Below are 20,052 nucleotides of genomic sequence, written 5' to 3' on the forward strand. Positions count from 1 at the left end.
ACATTCACACAACAATTCGTCTTTATTCTACGAGTGCCTGGAGAGCAGGAGGCATGGCTTCTTTTCCGCCGGCAACTGCGGGCACGATCGGAGGCTGACCATTCTCGATAAAGATCTGCTGTCCGGTCTCTTCGAGCAGAAGTTCAACGAATTCAGTTGCAAGCTCAGGGTTCTCGGCATTCGTCGGAATTGTGACTCCGTATACTATAGGGGCACCAGTGGCGATTTCCCCGCTAGCCCTTTCAACCTGCACTTTGCCGTAGTTGTCCGCGTATTCAATAGAACTAAGGTCGATTTCTTCAGGAAGTTCAACAAAGTTGAAACCGTGCTGGACAGCAACACTCCGGTAGATGTAGAAGTAATCAATCTCCCCCATTTCCAGGGCTGAAGAAAGTTCCACTTCCATGCTCCGGAGCATGATCTTAGAGGTATCTGGATCGATTGCTTCGGATTCGGGGACATGTACGGTATAAATACCGTTTTCCTCAGTAACGGTCATTCCTGTCAAATCAATGATAAGGTCATCATAGATCTGGTCATCCTCATATTGGAGTTCCGCAAGCTGGGTTACCATCTGGGTCCTGTACCCGCAGGGGTCATCGTTAGGGTTGGAAAAACCGTAGCGTACATCCGGTCTCCTGAGAATTTCATACCAGTTGTCAGCATTTATCTCATCACTATACTTACTATCATTCGTGTAAGCGATAACGATCTGGTTCTTGGCAAAGGCTGCATACCAGTCTGCATACTCGGGCATCATCATCGTAGGGATCAGGTTGTAGTCAGCTGATGCCAGGATATCGGCGTTTTTCCCGAGTTCGGTGATTTTTCGGACACATTTTGCGCTACCTGCAGCTTCCCTCTGGACATCCACGCCCGGATTTTGTGCTTCAAACTCCTGTTCAAGTTCCTCGAAAGGCACTCCCAGGCTTCCGGCATGGAAAACTTTAAGGATGGAGGATTCTTCAGCAGGACCTGCGCCTGTACCGTTTACCTCTGCCCCACCGGCTTCGTCGGAGGAGGAATCAACACAGCCAAGTCCAAAAAAAGTAACAGAAAGGACTGTAAAAATTACCAGTAATTTGTAGATATCTCTTCTGGATGACATTGATATGTCATCATGAATACAACGGTTAATAAACTTTTTGCGCAGATATAACGGAACCTCCTGCAGAATACCCCAAATGCTACCGGAAACTTATGACAGACAGAAGGAAAACGAAAAGGTCGGATAAAAACGAACGAAAAAAGAAGAAAAACGCAAATTTGCTTGAAAAATAAACAAAAAAATGGGAACGGGAGACAAAAAGGAATAAATAAATAAGATGATATAAGTAAAAGTTCACTTACATAGAAAGTTACATAAAGATAATATTAAAGTGTATATATCACAGACTATTAAAAAGTGTACATTTGTGGACTTTCATATAAGCACACAAGCACATAGCAACTATACACACAACTATACACAATAACCACATACATTAGGTTTTTATTTTGAAGGTGTCATTATGGACAGTTATCAGATCTTCTTGGCGCTGCTCACGGTCTATTTAGCAGGACTTGTGAGCATTGGCTGGTACTTCAATAAAAAACAGAAATCCGTTACTGACTTTTGGCTCGCTGGGCGCCGAATAGGGCCCACAGGAGTCGGGTTTTCAGCAGCTGCATCCTGGATCACCGCAGGTGGGATTCTTGCAGTCATTGGTTTTTACATGCTGCTGGGGATGGGCTCGATCTGGGGTTTTGTGGCCCCGAACATCATTGCTCTCCTGCTAATTGCATTGCTTGTGGGTAAGATAAAAAATCTCCCCGCAATCACCCAGCCCGAACTCCTAGAACAGCGTTATGGAAGTTCGATCAGGATGCCTATCGCCCTGGTCATTGCAGTTGTTATGATCCTTTTTGCCGTAGCTGATGTCCAGGGACTTGCTATGGTCCTGCAGATATTCTACGGGCTTGACAAAATATATGCCGTGGCTTTAATCGCTGTTGTTGTTTCGATTTATGTCACCCTGGGAGGACTTTCGGCCGTTGTCTGGACAGATGTAATCCAGTTTACTATCCTTGCGATCTTTACCATAGCAATGGCTTTTGCCGCCGTGGGTACGGTGGCCGACGGAGGCCTGGGGACCACTGCAATAAGCAACTCCGAACTTCTCGGAAACGTGCCTGACGGCTGGTGGAATCCCTTCTCAATCGGGCTGCCGCTGGTCCTTATTTATATCCTGGCCATCATTCCGGGATGGATTTCCGAGCAGGACCCCTGGCAAAAGGTCTGGGCTGCAAGGGATGAAAAATCTGCACGTACGGGAATGATCCTGGGAGCTTTCATGATCCTGGTGGTCTTCGGGTCCTGTGCGGTGATTGCAATCGCACTCAATGCCATATACCCCGAAATCGCAGCTATGGGCTTTCCTGCAGGCATGGCACTTGCCGAACCTGCCCTTCTAACCTTCATTAACGAACGATTTGCCGCATCTCCCCTCCTGATCACCCTCAGCGCGATCGGACTTACCGCTGCTGCCATGTCCAATGCCGACACTTTCGCAACCTCCGGCGGCTCCAACCTTTCCCGGGACATCTACCAGAGGTACATAAAACCGGATGCCACCATGAAGGAGATGCTGGTCGTAAACCGTATTAGCGTGCTCATAATCGTGCTTGGGGCGTGTGCGGGCACTTTCTACATACAGGGCATCATCGAAGCAATTCACATCGCAACCTTCATTGCCAGCGCTTCTTACTTCTTCCCCCTCATGGGAGGGCTTTACTGGAAGAGAGCAACAAGGCAAGGCGCTCTAGTATCCATGGTAGTCGGAGGAGTGTCTCAAATAGGGCTTGTACTCCTTGACTACACAATGGAAGCCCCACCCATGGCAGCCACCTATCTTGAAGGCATCCACCCGGCCCTTATGAGCCACGGAGTCATTCTGGGCATGTCATTGAGCGCTGTCGCTTTCTTCGGAGTTTCTTTGATGACAAAACCCTCAAGCAGAGTCAACCTCGCCCCCTTCTTCGAGGAGGAAGCCCAGTCCCTTGCTCGCTACGAAGCCAGGGAAATCAATGAAATGGATCCTGTATACAGCTCCTTCCTCGGGAACGTCGAAGAAAAAGTCACAGGTGAACGCTCCCATCTTCAGTTGAACCTCCGGGTCTCTGACACCCTCAGCTGGCACGAACTCGTTGAAAAGCTGAAATCCGTATCTCCAGCCTGGGTCACTCCTACAGGACAGGACTCGGTATACAGGCTGACCCACGGGGATATGCTCTCCTGTGTTACAGTAACAAGGGGCAGCGGCGACAGGGACATCTGGCTCAAAGCCGAGCCCAGACTTGAGACCGTGGGCAGGCAGAAAAAAGAGCTGTTTACGGCTTATGAAGAATTGAAAAACGTTATGGGCCAGAAAGGAGTCTCCCTGGACTTCTATTAAGGCACCTGAAAAAAGAGCCGCAATCGGCTCTTAACCTATTTTATTCACAACTTGTATTTTCTCTTAACTTATTTTCTCTTAACTTATTTTCTCTTAACTTATTTTCTCTTAACTTATTTTCTCTTAACTTATTTTCTCTTAACTTATTTTCTCTTAACTTATTTTCTTTTAACTTATTTTCTCTTAACTTATTTTCTCTTAACTTATTTTCTCTTAACTTATTTTCTCTTAACTTATTTTATAATAGTATATATCTGTTAAAATCGGGATCCCTATCTTATTCCGGAAAGGCAATTCAGAGCTTCAGGATATTTTCCAGAGTCTTTTTTCCCTGAAGGACGTCTTCCATTGAAAAAACTTCAAAGTTGTAGACACCTTTATACCCGGAAAGCAGGTTCAGCACGGAGAAGTCTACACAGCCGTTTCCGGGAGCCATGTGCTCATCCCCATCATACGTTTCCGTCCACTGGCCCCCATTATCATGTACGTGGAGGTGGACGATATGTTCTTTCAGGGTTTCCACAAAACTCAGGAGTTTTTCAGGGTCCCCCCCACAGGTAAGGTTTGCGTGCCCTATATCGAACGTCGCTTTCAGGGACCCGGAATTTACGGCCTCAACCGCACGTGCAAGTTCTTCGGCTTTGCAACAGAGGTTGTAAGGGTCAGTACCTTCCTTATTTTCCAGCCCCAGCATGACCCCCTGGTCCTCGGCAGTGGAAGCGAGCACCTTGAGGTTTTCAACCATTGAAGAAAAAGCCTTTTCCCGGTCCTGTCCGATCCTCCCCGGATGCAGTACAACAACCCCGGCCCCGATCCGGTTTGCAAGGGCTATGGACCCATCCATGAGGGAAAACTCCCGTTTTCCCATGCAGGCAGTATCTACCTGGAGGGACCCGGGATAGTTAGGGTCCGGCGCAAAATAAGGAGCATGAATGGTGCTTGCAAATTCGTATACTGATAGCTCGTCAAGTATCAGGTTCAACTTTTCATTTTCCAGCTTCCTGCCGGAATAAACCCCGAGCTTAGGGATATACAGTTCTATTGAATTCACATTTCCCTTTAGTTCAGCAGGGGTAGCTGCAAAGGATGAGGCTCCGAGAATCACAGAAAAAGAAGGAAAATAAAATATAATAATATTTTTGCCCGGCCCTGACCCGGACATTTGAGAGTGAAGACTCCGGAGGGGTTCCAACTAAACATAAAAAGATTACAAAATGCCGCGCGATTCCACCCGGGCAACAGGGCAGTCCCATGGAAAAGTCACAGAAAAAACATAAAATAACCACAAGAAAAACATACAAAAAGGTCTACTTGCAAAAATTTACCACTGGCAACGTATTTATATATAATAAAGTGTTACCCCGTAAACAGATTAAAATAATTTATAGATATATTTAAAAAAAAGTATATATATTTACAGGGGAAATCTTGAGAAATATATATCAACAATGCAACATATATTGGATAGTATGGCATGTGGTAAATACATTTGATCTGGACGCACAGTAAGCATAAAAGTCTAAGAAAAAATATAAAGTTGAAAATAATTATAAGGAATGAATATATAAAAAATAAAAGCTCGGAAGAAACTGTTTTAAATAAAAATGAGAATTATATAACTTGGATTAAAAAAATGGATTGGCCCATATCAATATCGCAATCTTTATATGATATTGAAAGGAGTATAATATGTTTTTTTATATATATTTAGCATTTAGTGCACTTTTCCTGCTACATACATCATATAAAAATGATTGTATATTATATAATCCTATAATAATATTTTAAATGCCTACATATTTCGAAAGGTTTATGAATGATTCTCTCTAATCCCAAAAATAACGCTAGTCATCATCATTTTTCTTTGCAATGATATGGCCAACGATTCCAAAAAAAAGTACAGCGTTTTTTTGAATCCAACTTATTAACATGTTAATAAAAGTAAAGGAGGAAAATGAATGGAACCACTCATAGGCATGGGAGTACTGGCACTTATGGGCGTAGCTGCAACCATTGCAGGTGCCTCAGAAGACCTCGAATCCGATGTAGGGTCCCAGAGTAACCCGAACTCGCAGGTCCAGTTAGCTCCCCAAATGATGTTTCCGCATCGAATTTATAACAAAGCTGTTTCTGGTGAACCACCATCAAACGCACTAATGTGTGCAATTGGTGCAACCGGCGCGGCAGTATTAATGGGTGAATTCAATCTGTCTCCGCTCTTTGCACTGGTTATCGGTGCCCTCATTGCAGCATGTGTCCACGGCACTTACGCCATGACCTCTACAATGGGCAGGGCTGCCAGTCAGAGCCGTTTCAAGCAGCCGGTATACCTGGACATGATCCGGAGCCACACCCCTGTAATCATGGCATATGCGTTCATAACGACGTTCTGTGTCCTGATCATTTCGTACATGATGAACGTTGTCCTCGGACACCCCTTCCCTCTGCCCCTGCTAGCCTTTATCTGGGGAATCACGATAGGTGCAATAGGGTCGTCCACCGGTGACGTCCACTACGGCGCAGAGCGTGAATTCCAGCAGTTCGAATTCGGTTCAGGTCTGAACGCTTCGAACTCCGGTAACATTGTAAGGTTTGCAGAATCCGGGCTCAGAAACGGGTACGACAACTCATGGTTCTGTGCAAAATTCGGTGGACCTGTAACAGGTATCGCTTTTGGTATGACCGTTTTCCTGGGCAGCTGGGTAACAACTGTTTTTGATCCCGCAGTAAGCATCGCACAGGGATGGCTCTCTGCTGTTGCAGGGATTATCATTGTCTTTATCTTAATTATCTGGAACAGGAAAATTGAAGTTGCTGCCCGCAACAACTACGGACCTTACAAGGAAGACAAGTCTGAAGAGGAGGCAGCAGCATGATTGACCTCGCAGCAAACTTCTTATGGATGTTCCTGGTCGTTATCGGCGGTGTGCTGATTTCCTGGAGTGTCCACTTTGTGCCTGTGGGCGGTGCGCCTGCAGCTATGGCCCAGGCAACCGGTATTGGAACCGGTACAGTGCAGTTGGCAGCCGGGGCAGGACTTACCGGGCTTATCAGTGCCGGGTACATGATGCAAGTAGTCGACAACCTTCCCCTGATTCTCGCCTCTGGCACAGTTGGTGCCATGATCATGATCTCAGTTACCATGATAGTGGGAACCTGGGTTTATGTATACGGTGTAGGCTGTGTGCCTTCTTCCGCAAAGGTCAAAGTAGACCCCATAACCCATGACCGCCAGGACCTTTATGTGTCCCAGGGAACTGAAGGACACGGACTCCCAACAGTCTCTTTTGTTAGTGGAGTTATCGGTGGAGCTCTTGGTGGCTTTGGTGGATCCCTCGTCTACTACGCCCTTCTGAAGGTCGGCATGGGAGTCGCCGAAGTCGATGCAAACATGATCGGACTTGTGGCAATTTTCGCAGTAGGTATCTTCTTCGTGAATGCTGTGATCCCCTCATACAACATTGGAGGTACCATCGAAGGATTCCATGACCCGAAGTGGAAGAAGTGGCCGAAAGCGGTAATTTCATCCTTTGTCGCAACGATTTTCTGCGCACTAGTGGCAGTAATCGCAATTTCACAGCTTGGAGGTCTCTAAAATGTCTGCAGGTGGAGACGGAGGAGAAGCTAAAGGCGGCTTACCTCCAAACACAATTATAGGAATCGGTGCCGCAGGCGGACTCATAGGAATTTACCTGGCGCACTTCCTGCCCGCAACATTCTCCTTCTTTGGAGGCATCGCGGCAATCTGTGCCATCGTCTGGGGAGCTGACGCGGTCCGCCGTGTTGCAAGCTACGGGCTTGGTACAGGGGTTCCGTCCATCGGTATGATCTCCCTTGGCATGGGTATTGTCACTGCCCTCTTCGGACTTTCGATAGGCGGCATTGCAGGCCCAATCGTATCCTTTATCTCAGCAGCAGTCATCGGTGCTATAATCGGTGTGCTTGCTAACAAGGTAATAGGAATGGGAATCCCGATTATGGAACGGGCAATGGTTGAAATTGCAGGTGCAGGAACCCTGGCAATCATCGGGCTTAGCACCGTCATTGCCGGAACCTTCGAATACGGAGCAGTACTTGATACTGTAGTCTCAACCGGATTTATCGCAATGATCTTCATCATCGGCGGTATGGGAATCCTTCACCCCTTCAACGCAAACCTCGGACCCGACGAAAAGCAGGACCGTACCCTTATAGTTGGTGTTGAGAAGGGAGCCCTCGCAATGATCATTGCAGGTCTCGCATCCTCAATCAACGAAGGTCTTGGACCTGCCTTTGTCACAATTCTTGTGGGGCTCATTATCTGGTACCTGGCATTCAACAAGTACTACGGATTCGTCAAGAGAGACGCATACGCAGTGATTGGAACCGGCCTTCTGCCCAGTGAGGAGGAACTACAATGAGCATGATTCGTATAGCCCCCGAAGTACACCTGGTTCTGGACCCCGACACCGCCCTTGTGGCAGAAGAAAGGTCAGACTCACTTATGTATTCCATGGAGCCGGTTTTAGAGAGGCTGGACAAACTGGAAGCAATTTCAGGGGACCTTGTGAACTCCCTATCACCCAGCATGCCGCTCCTGAACACCTGGCCCGGACGTGAGAACACCTCTTACCTGGCCGGAATCTACGGGAACTCCTTCTATGGACTTATCGTGGGCCTGGCTTTTAGCGGACTGCTGGCATTGATCATATATATATACAGCCTGATGGGAGGGGTGATCTAAAATGGTAGATAAAAGAGATCCAGCCCCGGGATGGCCAATCCTGAAAGGTGAATACGAAGTCGGCGACGTGCAAGGCTGTGTTGCAGTAATCACCTGCGCATCACACCTTCCAGGCAAGCCGGTACTCGATGCCGGAGCAGCAATTACAGGATCCTGTAAAACCGAGAACCTTGGTATAGAAAAGGTCGTTGCCCACGTAATTTCAAACCCTAACATCAGATACCTGGTCGTAACAGGAGCAGAAGTTAAAGGGCACATTACAGGACAGGCAGCGCTCAGCCTTCACGAAAACGGTGTGAAGGAAAACAGGATCGTAGGCGCAATCGGAGCCATTCCGTATGTCGAAAACCTGAATCCTGAAGCAGTTGAACGTTTCCAGGCACAGGTCGAGACCGTCGAACTGCTGAACACCGAAGATATGGGTGTCATCACTGCCAAAGTAAAGGAACTCGTTTCAAAGGACCCAGGAGCCTTCGATGCCGAACCCCTGGTCGTTGAGATCAGCGAGGAAGGCGAAGGCGAAGAAGATGTTGGTGTCGTTAGACCGGTCTCGGGAGAAATCGCAACAATCCGCAGCCGGTTGAAGGGTATTGAAGCCCGGATGCTTGACATCGGAAACCTGAACAAGTTCCACTCAGGGATTCACGCAGGCAAGGTTGAAGGTGCCATGATCGGACTGACTGTGACCATATCCCTGCTTGGGTTATTACTTCTCGGGAGGTAATGAAAATGGCAGAAGAAGGACAAGGCGTCCCAATGGTGCTTAACCCCCAGATGGGTGCAATCGATGCTACTGTTGAGAGCATCCGGTACAGAGCGCAGTTGATTGCGAGGAACCAGAAGCTGGACTCCGGGGTCATGTCTACCGGACTTATCGGCTTCGCACTTGGATTCCTCTTTTCACTGGTGATGGTAATCATACTCCCATTAATCATCTGGGGTCTTTAAAGAGGTGAATAATATGGATGGAAAAGCACCAGCCGCATTTGTAGATCCAGATGAGTTTAGTGAAGTATTGAAGAGGCTTGACCTGATCGATGAAAAAGTCGAGTTCGTCAACAGTGAAGTTGCGCAGAGAATAGGAAAGAAAGTAGGAAGAGACATTGGAATCCTTTACGGTGCAGTGATCGGACTGCTTCTCTTCCTGATCTATGTCTCGGTATCATCAATGTTCTTATAAGTGAGGGATCAAAATGTTCAAGTTTGACAAGAAACAGGAAGTATTCGAAATTGGCGGAGTCAAGTTCGGCGGGCAGCCGGGTGAGTACCCGACCGTGTTAGTCAGTACCATGTTCTACGCAAGGCACAAGATTGTGACCGACGAGGACAAGGGACTATTCGACGTAGCAGCAGCAGAAACCCTGTGGAACACCCAGGTAGAACTGAGTGACGCTACAGGAAACCCCTACGTGAACCAGATTGTGGGAGAAACCCCTGAATCTATCAGGAAGTACATCGATTGGTTCATCGGAATCGATGACAAGACCCCCTTCCTGATCGACTCTTCAGCAGGAGAAGTTCGTGCAGCCGCTGCCCAGTACTGTACCGAAATCGGTGTAGCTGACAGGGCAATCCACAACTCCATCAACGCCAGTATCGAACAGGACGAAATTGACGTTCTCACGGAGAGCGATGTGGAAGCTGCCATCGTGCTGGCCTTCAACGCAACCGACCCGACCGTCAAAGGTAAACTCGACATCCTTGAAGTCGGTGGTTCCGGACAGGACAAGGGTATGCTCCAGATAGCCAAGGAATGTGGGATCACGTCCCCCCTGATCGACGTAGCAGCAATGCCTCTCGGTGCAGGCTCAGGCGCAACAATCCGCTCAGTCCCGACCATCAAGGGTAAGCTCGGCCTGCCTGTAGGCGGTGGATACCACAACATGGCATCCGCATGGGACTGGCTCAGGAAGTTCAAGAAGACTCAGCCTGACCCGAAGTCAATCTACATGCCCTCTGACATCGGGACCAACCTGGTAGCCCAGATCGCAGGTTCTGACTACCTCCTCTACGGTCCGATCGAGAATGTCGAAAAGGTCTTCCCGGCTGTCGCAATGGTCGACATCATGCTCGGAGAAACCGCAAAAGAACTCGACGTCGAGATCGCTGTGGAGAACCACCCGGTCAACCAGCTAACATAAATTCAAAAAAATGATCTTAAAAACGGATGAAAACATCCGGAAAGCAAAGAGGACATGTTCCCTTTGCTTTTTCTTCTGTTTTTACCTCTTTTCTTGCTTTCGGCAGGTGGCTTGCATATTCTGAATAATTTTTCACGATGCCGTTTTTCGCCTTATTTCAGAAATTACATCCAATGTCTGTAGATTCCATACACATACTCTTAGTTATATATGGACCGAGATTCCAAGATATGTAAACGTTATCAAATGATTTCAGTTAGAGATTATTAATTCAAAAACGGCATCATGAAATATGTCTAAATTATTATGTCGACCTGCCGAATATAAGTCTTTTTAAGTTTATTTTATAATTCTGTTACTATGTTGTGTAGAATTCTTACGATACATTTTGTGTGGAATTCTTACGATACATTTTGTGTGGAATTCTTACGATACATTTTGTGTGGAATTCTGGCGTGAACATCTTTATGTTATCATTTGTGAATTTCCAGTTTCTGTATGTCAATATCCCTCTTTATTCACAAAGTTTGAGACGAACATATAGAAAGCATTAGAAATTGGTTGATAAGAGAAGGATAATAAAAGTATAAATGTTTTATAAAAATTAAAATTCAAAAAATTATGAAAATTCAAAAAAGAAGAAGAAGAAGAAGAAGAAGAAGAAGAAGAACGATCAATTTTTGAAACCCGCTTTTCCCGGAGAGTATAGAGACGTATTTGAAAACAGCAGAGCAGGGACAATTTAAGGTAATGTGTAACCTGACCGAGTGCTGACCGGAAAATCGCCAGCATCCGGCCAGGAATTGTGCGAATCCACTCCCAAACCCGCTGTTTACGTAGAGGGCCAAGCTCCATTGTCCGAGGAACTTTACGAACAACAAAGAATTGAGGCACACTTAGAGAAGGGAAGAAACCTATACCCCACTTCTGCAAAGGTATGCAAACGTATGTTCACACTCCTTACAACCCCATTCATTCAGACCCCACGTCCACTTCATTCAACTGGAATGCGAACCCCAATTCACATCCCAATTTTGCATTTATTCACAAGAGATAGACTATCATAACACACATAAATAGTAAATTGTGAATTTGATATCAAATATTTTTTCAAGTGTCACTAATAATATCTTCGAAGATTTTGATAGTACAGAAGTCACAAGAATTAATATTCCAGCTTACTACAAAATGGAAGGAAGAGAAGGAGATTTGGCCTTTGCAGTAAAAACGCAGGCTACATTAGGACCAATTTTATCAATAATGCCTTTTGATAAAAGTTCTCAAAAAATAGCACTAAATAGAAAGATTTAATATTCAATAATACTTCATCAATATTAGAGGGAAAAAGCAAAAGATTTTTAGTATTTTGTAAATATATTTTGGAACAATTGGTTCTTTAAATCCAGTGTCCGGATCGAATTAATTAAAAGCTAACGCTGATTCGTTCAGGACATTAGTTGTGGACCGCAACATAAGGTATCAAAACACTACATATTGATTTATAGAGAACCAAAAGCTGCATTATTGTGTTGGGTGGTAAAATGCTGATTCGAAAAAATATATCCCTTGATGACAAATATCTTAAAAAATTACAGCCACTTCTGGACGCCAATGACGGGAACCTGAGTGCTGCAATAAGGGATACAATTGCGGTTGCCGATACTGCGCTTATATATCATAACAGCATTGACGAGGCAATCAAATTTTTGAAAGAAGCTCCGTCGAGAGAAGAGATAAACGACACAATCCAGAGTGGAGAAAATATTGTTATAAACAAGACAATGCTCGAATGGCTCTTTAGGTACACCAAAGGCAGGCTTACGGAAGAAGAACTGGTAAATGAACTGATAAATCCTTTTGAAGTTCAGAATATGAAAGAACTTGAAGGGTATCTCAACCGGGCTGCCCGGAGCTACCAATGGCCCATCAGGACTTCAATCAAATGTGAAAACATCAATAACCCTGATTCCGCCCTTGTCATTTTTTCAAACTCCACGGTAAACAACCGGGAATTTTTTGCCCAGCTTGTGGCCCATTTCCTGGCAAAATGGGTGCAACTCGATGTAGAACACATTTTCCGGAGAGCTAATTCTACCCAGATCTCTTTCAAAAAGAACCTATCTGTTTCCCCGAGTGAAACCATGCCCGGGATCAGGAAGCACTTCGGGTACCTTGATATCGTGTGCAAAGAGCTCGACGACAATACCGAGTTCTGGACACAGCTCATGTACACCTACAACGTGGAAAGATATAACCTCGTGACCCTGCACAGGAACCAGTTTGAAACCTTTGCCGCAGGGGATGCTCCGAACCCCACTAAAATCCTGGAACGCCTGTGCAAACAGTCCTTAAACGAAATGACCCTACCCGACCTGCTTATTGCATTCAAAAGAATGTACCTGGCAACCCAGCTTGTCAAGAACATAGAACTCTACCTGGAACCCGGGAAGGAATCCGTGACGATCTTCCACGACTTTAAAAATGAAAAGGTAATCTCCAACCTTGTGGAATATTTCTCCAACATATTCAAAGAAAAAGGCATTCCTTTTGAACCTGCATCTTATGCCAGCATGATAGTGTTCAGGTTCAACGAAGAATCCGGACCTATCAATGGTTATGACTCCCAAAAATTATCTTAAACCCAAAAAAATCCAGAAAATTATCTTAAACCCAAAAAACGATCCCAAAAAAGGGAAACTTCGCCCGAAGCAGGAAGTCCCCCCCCAAAAACCTATATTTAAAAAAACCACCTTTAAGACCAGATCAGTCCAAAGGATTACTGCATAGGAGAGGGATTAGCCTTTTGCCACCCCGAGAGGCAGAACACGTGCAACCTTCCGGGCAATCCCGAGTTCATGCACTACATTTACCACCTCACTACTCGACTTGTAAACGTCGGGGGCTTCTTCTGCAATAACGGACGGGTGTGTGGCCCTTACCGTAATCCCCATGGCTTCAAGTTTCTCCTTTATGCTCTCTCCCCTGAATTCCTTCTTGGCGTGCGCCCGGCTCATGACCCTGCCAGCCCCGTGACAAGCGCTTCCAAAAGAGATATCCATAGCCTCTTTCGTACCGCAGAGAATGTAGGAAGCAGTCCCCATACTACCAGGGATCAAAACAGGCTGCCCGACATCCCTAAACGCTGCAGGGACCTCCGGATGACCAGGAGGAAAGGCCCGGGTAGCTCCTTTCCTGTGCACATACACTTCCTTTTTCCTGCCTTCGATAAGATGCTCCTCGAGTTTTGCCACGTTATGGGCAACATCGTAGAGAAGGTCCATCCCAAGCTCATCGGAGTCCCTGCCAAAAACCTGTTCAAAAGTTTCCCTTGTCCAGTGAGTGATAACCTGCCGGTTCGCCCAGGCATAATTTGCGGCACAGAGCATTGCCTTGAAGTAGGACTGAGCTTCCTTTGACTGCGCAGGGGCGCAGGCAAGCTGCTTATCAGGGATCTGTATGCCGTACTTCTTCACAGCCTGGGACAAGGTCTGAAGGTGGTCCGTGCAAATCTGGTGCCCGGCACCTCTGGACCCGCAGTGAACCATGACAGTGACCTGCCCTTCCTCAAGCCCGAAAGCCGAAGCCACCCCCTGATCATAAATCTCGTCCACATACTGAACTTCCAGGAAATGGTTCCCACTTCCCAGAGTACCGAACTGGGGTTTCCCTCGCTTCCGGGCTTTATCGCTAACATATACGGGATCTGCCCCTTCAAGGAACCCGTTCCCTTCACAGTGCTCGGTGTCGGCTTCCACACCGTACCCTGATTCCACAGCCCACTTTGCCCCATGCAGGAAAGCATCATCCAGCTCTTTATCAGAAGCCCTGATCCGGCTTTTTGACCCGACTCCGGAGGGGACGTTTCTGAAAAGGCCGTCCGTAAGCTCCTTAATATGAGGGACCACCTCCTCCTTTTGCAGGTTCGTCTTTATCAAACGGACTCCGCAGTTAATGTCAAAGCCCACTCCACCGGGACTGATAATCCCCTCTTCACTATCAAAGGCCGCGACCCCGCCGATGGCAAAGCCGTATCCCAGGTGAGCATCCGGCATAGCCATAGAATATTTCTGAATTCCAGGAAGAGTTGACACATTTGCAATCTGGTCAATTGTGCCCGGATCGATGCTTGCAAGCAGTTTTTCGGACACAAAAAGGCGCCCCGGGACTTGCATTCCGGGAGTGTGCCCGACAGGGATTTCCCAGCTGTTTTCGGAAAGCTTCCGGACCATGCCCCTCACACTCGTAAGCATACTTTCCGGGCCTGCACTTTCTGTCCCTTCACTTTGCGAACCCGCGCTCTCCAATCCTCCATATTCCGATCCTGTCTCCTCATTTGCTTTCATATTTATAATCCACCTCTCCTCTGGCTTTTATAATTATGCTTCCCCGGACTTGCGTCTCTGGAATTCTTCTACCCACACCCGGACTGCCTGCAACCAGCTCCCAGGACAGATTTCTCAAAGGGGCCTAGGAGCTTAGGTTCCATAGTCCAATAATCCATGAGACAATGATTTTAACCTGAAATTCAAAATTCCATGAGACAATGATTTTGTAGTACAGTCATTCATAAGGGCATTTTCCGTACAATAATTCTCAGGTCAATGGTTTGTTCCTTAATACAATGATTCTAAGACGTAATGATAATGATTTACATAAGGAAAATATGAATATGGTGCTGTATGAAAGAAACCTGAACAAAAAAGTGAACAAAAAAGTGAACAAAAAAGTGAACAAAAAAGTGAACAAAAAAGTGGACAAAAAAGTGGGTAGAAAAGTGGACAATCCAGGATTATCAGGGGCTTCATTCATCCATGAACCGGAGAAGGTATTATCAAGCCTCTGGAACCTTAAAAAGCCGCCAGTTAAAGGTCCACAACCACCTGAGCCACCCAACCCCCAGGCGTCTTTTCAAGTTCGAGCTGGTTGTAGGTAACCGCCTTGATCTCGGTTTCGAAGGGATGGATTTCAAGGTTCCATTTATCCCCCAATGCCCGGGCTTTCAGAGAGTATTCGCCTTCCTCTTCCCTGATCTCCTCTACCCTGAATTCTCCGAAGATGGTTTCCTCCACTTCAAAGAGAAAAAGAAGTTCGGAAAGCCAGTCAATAAGCAGGGTATCCAGGCCCGGGGATTTGAGGGAAACTTCCAGCGAGGTCTCTACAAGAACCTTTTTAGTGTCAATCATCACGTTGAACATGGCAAGAGCGGCATTTTCAAAGACTTCTTCCAGGGTTTTTCCATACGCCCTGAATTTCGCATCTGCCGTATGTTCAAGGTATTCGTACTGCTCAGGTTGAGGCGGCATAGTCCTGTATTGGGTTTTGTGTTACATTAAGTTTATCCGCCTCATGAGCCTGTTTTTACTCAGGGTGGAAATATCCATTCCCGGAAAAGTTTCCGGAAGAACTGAAAAGAGACCTTAGTTTACAGCCTGTTCCAGATGTAATGTATCCTCTGAAAAGCCGTGATGTGACTGGTCAATGCAATCAGGGTAACGGCCCAGCCCAGGATAGAAAAGCCAGCGATGGTAGCCGGGTAGGCAAAATTTACAAAGGCAGAGAGTATGATAACCACCAGACGGTCAGCCCTGCCCATGATCCCTCCGTAGTACCTTCCAAGAGAAAGGGCCTGAGCCTGGGTCCCCAGGTAGCTTGTCAGCAGCACACCCACGATTGCCGCAACCCCGATCTGCCAGGGTACGTAACCTGCAAAAAAGATGCTGCAGATAATAAAGACATCCGAATAGCGGTCGATAACATGATCCAGGAAATCTCCCCTGGCAGTGGCCTTATTTGACTTCCGAGCAACCGCCCCGTCCAGGGCGTCCAGGACAGAATTCAGCACAACGAAGATACCCGCCAGAAGGACGAGACCCCGGGCTGCCGGGGAGTAGTAAAAGCAGAGCCCCGCAATAAAGGCACAGATAAGGGAAGCTATGGAAACCACATCAGGAGAGATACCCTTCCGGATGAAAAGGTCTGCCAGCGGTTCAATAACTTTTGAGGCGAAGGGTCTCAGTGCATCGAACGTCATGGTACTCAGAAATCTTTTTTATTTTTTAATATCCGTGATGGAAAGCTGCCACAGGAAAAAATACGCAACTTTCCTATTTCGTATGCCGATCTGGATAGTTTTGACATGTGATGTTTCTGTCTTTACCTATCTTGTTATATTTATACTTACGTTTACATCCAGAAGAATGTACACTTTATATAAACAACACAAGCAAACATTGTACAGAAAAGTATAGGCGAGGGAGGCACGAGATATCGACGACGTAGACGACGTAGACGAGTGTAAATAAGTACAGATAAGTGTACTTTTTTTATCCCCTGGACCTGCAATTCCCGGGCTTATCCACTGCAAGTTCATAGAGATACTTCACCTTACACGAATGCTCAAGCTGCGTGGTCACGACGTAAGCCTCACTGAGGACTCTTCCCACAGCAAAAGTCCCATGACTGTAGACCACAAGACCCCTGTGCTTTGAAAGCGCTTCCGCCGTGTTTTCCGCAAGCTCCCTGCTTCCGATACCTCCCTTAACCACAGGGATTTCTCCCAGAAAGTACTGTCCCTCGCTGTCTACAGGCTCTATTGCCCCGCCTGCTCCCGCCAGCAGGGACTCCACCACCGCATAAGGGCAGTGGGCGTGAATAATTGCAAGGGCAGGAGTCCTCCGATAAATCTCCCGGTGCACCACCGTCTCCGAGGACGCTATCAGGTCCAGGGAAGAGGTCTCCTCGATCCCAACCTCTACAACACTGTCTTCCGTAATCTCATCAAGGGCAGATCCACTCCTGGTAATAATCATCCGGTCTCCCGCCCTGACACTGATGTTCCCGAAATGGGACTCTACAAGCCCGTGTTCCACCAACTTGCGTCCGTATTTTGCGATTTCCTTCCACATCTTAGGCAAAGTATAGCGGAAGAGTGCCATAAGTTTTATGCGCCGCACCCAACCCTATGAGATAGAAACCTTAAAAGAAACAGGGAAAAAATAAAAGAAAAAAGGCAGGAAAAGGAAAAGAAAAAAGGCAGGAAAAGGAAAAGAAGCTGGGAAAACAAAAAAACAGAAAATAAGGAAAAGCTAAGAGTAGAAAATACTGGGGACAGAGCAGCGAAAATCTGCCATAAGATTTATCTGTGAGTATTGTATTTAGATAAGTCTGCAAGCGCTTTCATCGTGCCTCGTTGGCTCAGCCCGGTAGAGCGAGTGACTTGTAATCACTAGGTCGCGAGTTCGAATCTCGCACGGGGCTTGTATTTGCTTTTTGTTTGAAGCCTTCCGGCTTCTTTCATTCTTATTTTATTCGTATCAGACATGCTCATTTTAATTTCAGTTATTCTTCCTGTCAACCTCTATAGTTTTCAATTTTTTTCAATCTTTGTTTTTCTGCGGCTTTATTTCCGGGAGCTTTTTCCGTTCAGACCTAGATTCCCTATCAATCGCATCAAACAACGTAATCAGAGCCCTGCGAAGTCTTCGGGACTCAGTTTCCCAGACATTTTTTTCAACCTGACGACTGCCTCCTGCCTTCACAGCTGCCATCCAGGAATATTTTCTGGCTACTTTTTTATTGCCCAGAGGGCAGCCAAACGCTTTACCGGTTTTCTGGGTGCTGTATTTTTCATTGAGAAGAAATTCATAAATTTCCAGGACACGCATGAACAGTTCTTCCCCATTATCCTCGTCCGAAGAGCCAAACACGGCGAGGTTCCAGAGACGGAACTGGACTTCCCGGCGTTCTACCCCCAGTTTTTCCGAGTTTGCGGTTTCCAGTACCTTCCTGAATTCAAGAAAAATGTCCGTTTCCCCAAAACCTGCCGGCAGGATTTTCCCGAGAGCAATCATGACGTGAATGCATTCGTGAAAGAGGATTCTGGCGATAAGGTACTCAAGCCGTTCCTGGATATTCCAGAACTTGCTGACCAGTTCTTCTTCCCAGAGTTCGTAAGGATTCACCAGGATAAGGGATTTGTACACAATCCTTTTTTCGGCTTTGAGCACTTTGCGCTTCGGATAAATGGTAACCCCCTGCATTTTTCCGAAAAACTCGACCCTAACTGCCAGGTCCCAGCAACACACCCATCCGGCGGATTTTACACATTTTACCCGGTAGTACTTTCCATCAAAACGGACATCCTGCAGCAACCGGTACATATCTTTACTGCGTTTTTTTATGAGAGATTTTACCCCTGACTCCCGGAAAATACTGAGGTCAAGGTAGGGAACTCCCGGGGGAAAAGAACAGGAAACAGAGGAACTTGCCGGAACGATGCCATAATAATCCTGAACATTCAAACCGGGATTGTCTCTTTGGGAATCACTTTTCTGCCCAACTTTCCAAGCATTCGGCTTCATCCAACATACCCCCTAGGAGATATATCGACCACAATATATAAAATTAGTTAACATGCCAAAAAAAGAATTTAGAAGACCTCCCCAACATCATTTATTTACTTGAGATCAGTTCATTATCCAGTATTAGTCCTTCACCAAACCAGTTTAGAATCAAATATCACTTAATAATCCAATATCGATTATTTGCCTTACGATAGTATCTTCACCCAATATCACTTTCCGGAATTTCGCCCATCAGTCCCCCGCAGACCGGACAATTATTCCTTTTTGCAAGCTTGATCTCGGTTAAAGAACAGAAGAGACCGTCCCACATCAAAAGACGCCCTTCGAGGAGCTTGCCCTGGCCGGTTATATACTTAATAGCTTCATTCGCCTGAATCGAACCTATTATTCCGGGAGTTGTCCCGACCGCAGGGAAGATCTCCTTTCCGGAAACCCCGGGGAAAATGCAGTAAAGGCAGGGGGTTTTTCCAGGGATTATTGTCGTCGCCTGCCCCGTATACCCGGAAATTGCTCCATGGATGAGAGGGATCTTTCTTTTAACCGCAAGCCTGTTCAGAATATGCCTTGCCTCAAAGTTATCAAGGGCATCTATGATAAGGTCGCAACCAGGAACCGTTGAATCTGCGTTTTCTTCGGTTAGCTTTTCTCTTATGACCTCTATTTCGACTCCAGGGTTCATAGCCAGGAGCTTTTCCTTTGCGGATTCTACCTTCTCCCTGCCGATGTCCTTCTCATGATGAAGGAACTGCCTGTTCAGGTTACTTGCTTCCACGCAGTCAAAGTCCGCAATTATTATTTTACCAATCCCTGAAATTGCCAGATATGTGGAAACCGGAGATCCGAGCCCGCCTACCCCGGCAATGAACACCTTTGCATTTTTCAGCTTTTCCTGACCCTCTTCCCCGAAAAGGAGAATCTGCCGGCTGTATTTTTCACGTTCAAAATCATCCATGTAAAGCCACCTTTAAGATTGATTTTTACCTGCCTTTTACGAGATATGAAATTCATCCCGGTTCAGGACCTTTTTCACATAATCATTGATAGCTTTCCTCATAGATTCTTCGGCAGAAAAGGAAGTATGGAAGGGAGCATTGAGATTGGAACATTGAGAGGAAGCAATTGGAACATTGAGAGGAAGCAATTGAAAAGTGGTGAGGGAATATTGAAAGTGAAATATTGGGAGGTCAATAAAAATAAAGAGGAAGTTAAAAAATATTACATAGGGACTGCAAAAGAACCGGAACTGTCGAAGATATGAAAAATCTAAACATTTTTTTGGAAAAATTAATTAAGGTCAGGCTCATAAAAAAGGTAGAATCCAACTTCAAGCCCTTTCCAGGTTCATGCTTAAGCATTAAACCAGTTTCATACTCAAGCATCAAAACCAATTT

General features: G+C 46.2%; 20 protein-coding genes and 1 tRNA gene. 13 read left to right on the top strand and 8 right to left on the bottom strand.

Annotated elements, in window-relative coordinates:
* Positions 1–22 precede the first annotated feature (22 nt).
* Positions 23–1,108, bottom strand: coding sequence for a tungstate ABC transporter substrate-binding protein WtpA (wtpA, locus tag MSMTP_RS16485; protein ID WP_048181728.1), 1,086 nt, complete (start codon positions 1,106–1,108; stop codon positions 23–25).
* A 403-nt stretch (positions 1,109–1,511) separates the two neighbouring features.
* Here wtpA and MSMTP_RS16490 point away from each other — a divergent pair, with 403 nt between their 5' ends.
* Entirely contained in the window at positions 1,512–3,434 is a 1,923-nt protein-coding gene (locus tag MSMTP_RS16490; protein ID WP_048181731.1) for a sodium:solute symporter, read from the top strand.
* A gap of 295 nt (positions 3,435–3,729) precedes the next feature.
* Here the strand turns inward: MSMTP_RS16490 and MSMTP_RS16495 are convergent, their stop codons facing one another.
* Positions 3,730–4,485: a sugar phosphate isomerase/epimerase family protein gene (locus MSMTP_RS16495; RefSeq protein ID WP_369799607.1), complete on the bottom strand. Its 756-nt coding sequence runs from the start codon at positions 4,483–4,485 to the stop codon at positions 3,730–3,732.
* Between the two features lie 907 nt (positions 4,486–5,392).
* Between MSMTP_RS16495 and mtrE the strand changes: the two genes are divergently transcribed.
* The 10 genes from mtrE (at position 5,393) to MSMTP_RS16540 (ending at position 12,937) form a co-directional block, all read left to right on the top strand.
* Entirely contained in the window at positions 5,393–6,310 is a 918-nt protein-coding gene (gene mtrE / locus MSMTP_RS16500; RefSeq protein WP_048181735.1) for a tetrahydromethanopterin S-methyltransferase subunit E, read from the top strand.
* A complete protein-coding gene (mtrD, locus tag MSMTP_RS16505; RefSeq protein WP_048181739.1) occupies positions 6,307–7,029 on the top strand; it encodes a tetrahydromethanopterin S-methyltransferase subunit D in 723 nt (240 codons plus the stop codon). Before mtrE ends, mtrD begins: the two co-directional genes overlap by 4 nt.
* 1 nt (position 7,030) lies before the next feature.
* Positions 7,031–7,834, top strand: coding sequence for a tetrahydromethanopterin S-methyltransferase subunit MtrC (mtrC, locus tag MSMTP_RS16510; protein WP_048181742.1), 804 nt, complete (start codon positions 7,031–7,033; stop codon positions 7,832–7,834).
* Positions 7,831–8,157, top strand: coding sequence for a tetrahydromethanopterin S-methyltransferase subunit B (locus MSMTP_RS16515; RefSeq protein WP_048181746.1), 327 nt, complete (start codon positions 7,831–7,833; stop codon positions 8,155–8,157). The genes mtrC and MSMTP_RS16515 overlap by 4 nt, the downstream gene beginning before the upstream one ends.
* 1 nt (position 8,158) lies before the next feature.
* Entirely contained in the window at positions 8,159–8,881 is a 723-nt protein-coding gene (gene mtrA / locus MSMTP_RS16520; protein ID WP_048181750.1) for a tetrahydromethanopterin S-methyltransferase subunit A, read from the top strand.
* Positions 8,881–9,105, top strand: a complete 225-nt coding sequence (locus tag MSMTP_RS16525) for a tetrahydromethanopterin S-methyltransferase subunit F (RefSeq protein WP_048181752.1) — start codon at positions 8,881–8,883, stop codon at positions 9,103–9,105. The genes mtrA and MSMTP_RS16525 overlap by 1 nt, the downstream gene beginning before the upstream one ends.
* 13 nt (positions 9,106–9,118) lie before the next feature.
* On the top strand, positions 9,119–9,337 hold the full coding sequence (mtrG, locus tag MSMTP_RS16530; protein ID WP_048181757.1) for a tetrahydromethanopterin S-methyltransferase subunit MtrG: 219 nt from the start codon (positions 9,119–9,121) through the stop codon (positions 9,335–9,337).
* A 13-nt stretch (positions 9,338–9,350) separates the two neighbouring features.
* Complete coding sequence (mtrH, locus tag MSMTP_RS16535; protein ID WP_048181762.1) at positions 9,351–10,298, top strand: tetrahydromethanopterin S-methyltransferase subunit H; 948 nt, start codon at positions 9,351–9,353, stop codon at positions 10,296–10,298.
* 1,188 nt (positions 10,299–11,486) lie between these two features.
* Complete coding sequence (locus MSMTP_RS20260; protein WP_255350989.1) at positions 11,487–11,609, top strand: hypothetical protein; 123 nt, start codon at positions 11,487–11,489, stop codon at positions 11,607–11,609.
* A gap of 230 nt (positions 11,610–11,839) precedes the next feature.
* Positions 11,840–12,937 (top strand): hypothetical protein, encoded by a 1,098-nt coding sequence (locus MSMTP_RS16540; RefSeq protein WP_048181765.1) that lies wholly within the window; start codon positions 11,840–11,842, stop codon positions 12,935–12,937.
* A gap of 156 nt (positions 12,938–13,093) precedes the next feature.
* On the opposite strand, the gene MSMTP_RS16545 is transcribed toward MSMTP_RS16540, so the two are convergent.
* The 4 genes from MSMTP_RS16545 to MSMTP_RS16560 all read right to left on the bottom strand — a co-directional run bounded on the left by MSMTP_RS16545 (position 13,094) and on the right by MSMTP_RS16560 (position 17,251).
* Entirely contained in the window at positions 13,094–14,548 is a 1,455-nt protein-coding gene (locus MSMTP_RS16545; RefSeq protein WP_156153928.1) for an RtcB family protein, read from the bottom strand.
* Positions 14,549–15,160: 612 nt separating this feature from the next.
* The gene (locus MSMTP_RS16550) at positions 15,161–15,601 is read right to left on the bottom strand and encodes an archease (RefSeq protein WP_048181771.1); all 441 of its coding nucleotides are present in this window, start codon (positions 15,599–15,601) and stop codon (positions 15,161–15,163) included.
* Between the two features lie 119 nt (positions 15,602–15,720).
* Positions 15,721–16,329 (bottom strand): CDP-alcohol phosphatidyltransferase family protein, encoded by a 609-nt coding sequence (locus MSMTP_RS16555; protein WP_048181774.1) that lies wholly within the window; start codon positions 16,327–16,329, stop codon positions 15,721–15,723.
* A 292-nt stretch (positions 16,330–16,621) separates the two neighbouring features.
* Entirely contained in the window at positions 16,622–17,251 is a 630-nt protein-coding gene (locus MSMTP_RS16560; protein WP_369799608.1) for an aldolase, read from the bottom strand.
* Positions 17,252–17,481: 230 nt separating this feature from the next.
* Between MSMTP_RS16560 and MSMTP_RS16565 the strand changes: the two genes are divergently transcribed.
* A tRNA-Thr gene (locus MSMTP_RS16565) sits at positions 17,482–17,555 on the top strand.
* Positions 17,556–17,674: 119 nt separating this feature from the next.
* Here the strand turns inward: MSMTP_RS16565 and MSMTP_RS16570 are convergent.
* Positions 17,675–18,658 carry a hypothetical protein gene (locus MSMTP_RS16570; RefSeq protein ID WP_048181779.1) on the bottom strand — a complete coding sequence of 328 codons (984 nt, stop codon included), beginning with the start codon at positions 18,656–18,658 and terminating at the stop codon, positions 17,675–17,677.
* 202 nt (positions 18,659–18,860) lie between these two features.
* Positions 18,861–19,613 (bottom strand): HesA/MoeB/ThiF family protein, encoded by a 753-nt coding sequence (locus MSMTP_RS16575; RefSeq protein ID WP_048181782.1) that lies wholly within the window; start codon positions 19,611–19,613, stop codon positions 18,861–18,863.
* Positions 19,614–19,658: 45 nt separating this feature from the next.
* Between MSMTP_RS16575 and MSMTP_RS16580 the strand changes: the two genes are divergently transcribed.
* Positions 19,659–19,919: a hypothetical protein gene (locus tag MSMTP_RS16580; RefSeq protein ID WP_048181784.1), complete on the top strand. Its 261-nt coding sequence runs from the start codon at positions 19,659–19,661 to the stop codon at positions 19,917–19,919.
* Positions 19,920–20,052: the final 133 nt, after the last annotated feature.

Source organism: Methanosarcina sp. MTP4 (assembly GCF_000970045.1).
Classification (GTDB): domain Archaea; phylum Halobacteriota; class Methanosarcinia; order Methanosarcinales; family Methanosarcinaceae; genus MTP4.

Coding starts and splice junctions, on each gene's coding strand:
- wtpA (WP_048181728.1), bottom strand. CDS start 1,108: ATGTCATCCAGAAGAGATATCTACAAATTACTGGTAATTTTTACAGTC.
- MSMTP_RS16490 (WP_048181731.1), top strand. CDS start 1,512: ATGGACAGTTATCAGATCTTCTTGGCGCTGCTCACGGTCTATTTAGCA.
- mtrE (WP_048181735.1), top strand. CDS start 5,393: ATGGAACCACTCATAGGCATGGGAGTACTGGCACTTATGGGCGTAGCT.
- mtrD (WP_048181739.1), top strand. CDS start 6,307: ATGATTGACCTCGCAGCAAACTTCTTATGGATGTTCCTGGTCGTTATC.
- mtrC (WP_048181742.1), top strand. CDS start 7,031: ATGTCTGCAGGTGGAGACGGAGGAGAAGCTAAAGGCGGCTTACCTCCA.
- MSMTP_RS16515 (WP_048181746.1), top strand. CDS start 7,831: ATGAGCATGATTCGTATAGCCCCCGAAGTACACCTGGTTCTGGACCCC.
- mtrA (WP_048181750.1), top strand. CDS start 8,159: ATGGTAGATAAAAGAGATCCAGCCCCGGGATGGCCAATCCTGAAAGGT.
- MSMTP_RS16525 (WP_048181752.1), top strand. CDS start 8,881: ATGAAAATGGCAGAAGAAGGACAAGGCGTCCCAATGGTGCTTAACCCC.
- mtrG (WP_048181757.1), top strand. CDS start 9,119: ATGGATGGAAAAGCACCAGCCGCATTTGTAGATCCAGATGAGTTTAGT.
- mtrH (WP_048181762.1), top strand. CDS start 9,351: ATGTTCAAGTTTGACAAGAAACAGGAAGTATTCGAAATTGGCGGAGTC.
- MSMTP_RS20260 (WP_255350989.1), top strand. CDS start 11,487: ATGGAAGGAAGAGAAGGAGATTTGGCCTTTGCAGTAAAAACGCAGGCT.
- MSMTP_RS16540 (WP_048181765.1), top strand. CDS start 11,840: ATGCTGATTCGAAAAAATATATCCCTTGATGACAAATATCTTAAAAAA.
- MSMTP_RS16545 (WP_156153928.1), bottom strand. CDS start 14,548: ATGCTTACGAGTGTGAGGGGCATGGTCCGGAAGCTTTCCGAAAACAGC.
- MSMTP_RS16550 (WP_048181771.1), bottom strand. CDS start 15,601: ATGCCGCCTCAACCTGAGCAGTACGAATACCTTGAACATACGGCAGAT.
- MSMTP_RS16555 (WP_048181774.1), bottom strand. CDS start 16,329: ATGACGTTCGATGCACTGAGACCCTTCGCCTCAAAAGTTATTGAACCG.
- MSMTP_RS16570 (WP_048181779.1), bottom strand. CDS start 18,658: ATGAAGCCGAATGCTTGGAAAGTTGGGCAGAAAAGTGATTCCCAAAGA.
- MSMTP_RS16575 (WP_048181782.1), bottom strand. CDS start 19,613: ATGGATGATTTTGAACGTGAAAAATACAGCCGGCAGATTCTCCTTTTC.
- MSMTP_RS16580 (WP_048181784.1), top strand. CDS start 19,659: ATGAAATTCATCCCGGTTCAGGACCTTTTTCACATAATCATTGATAGC.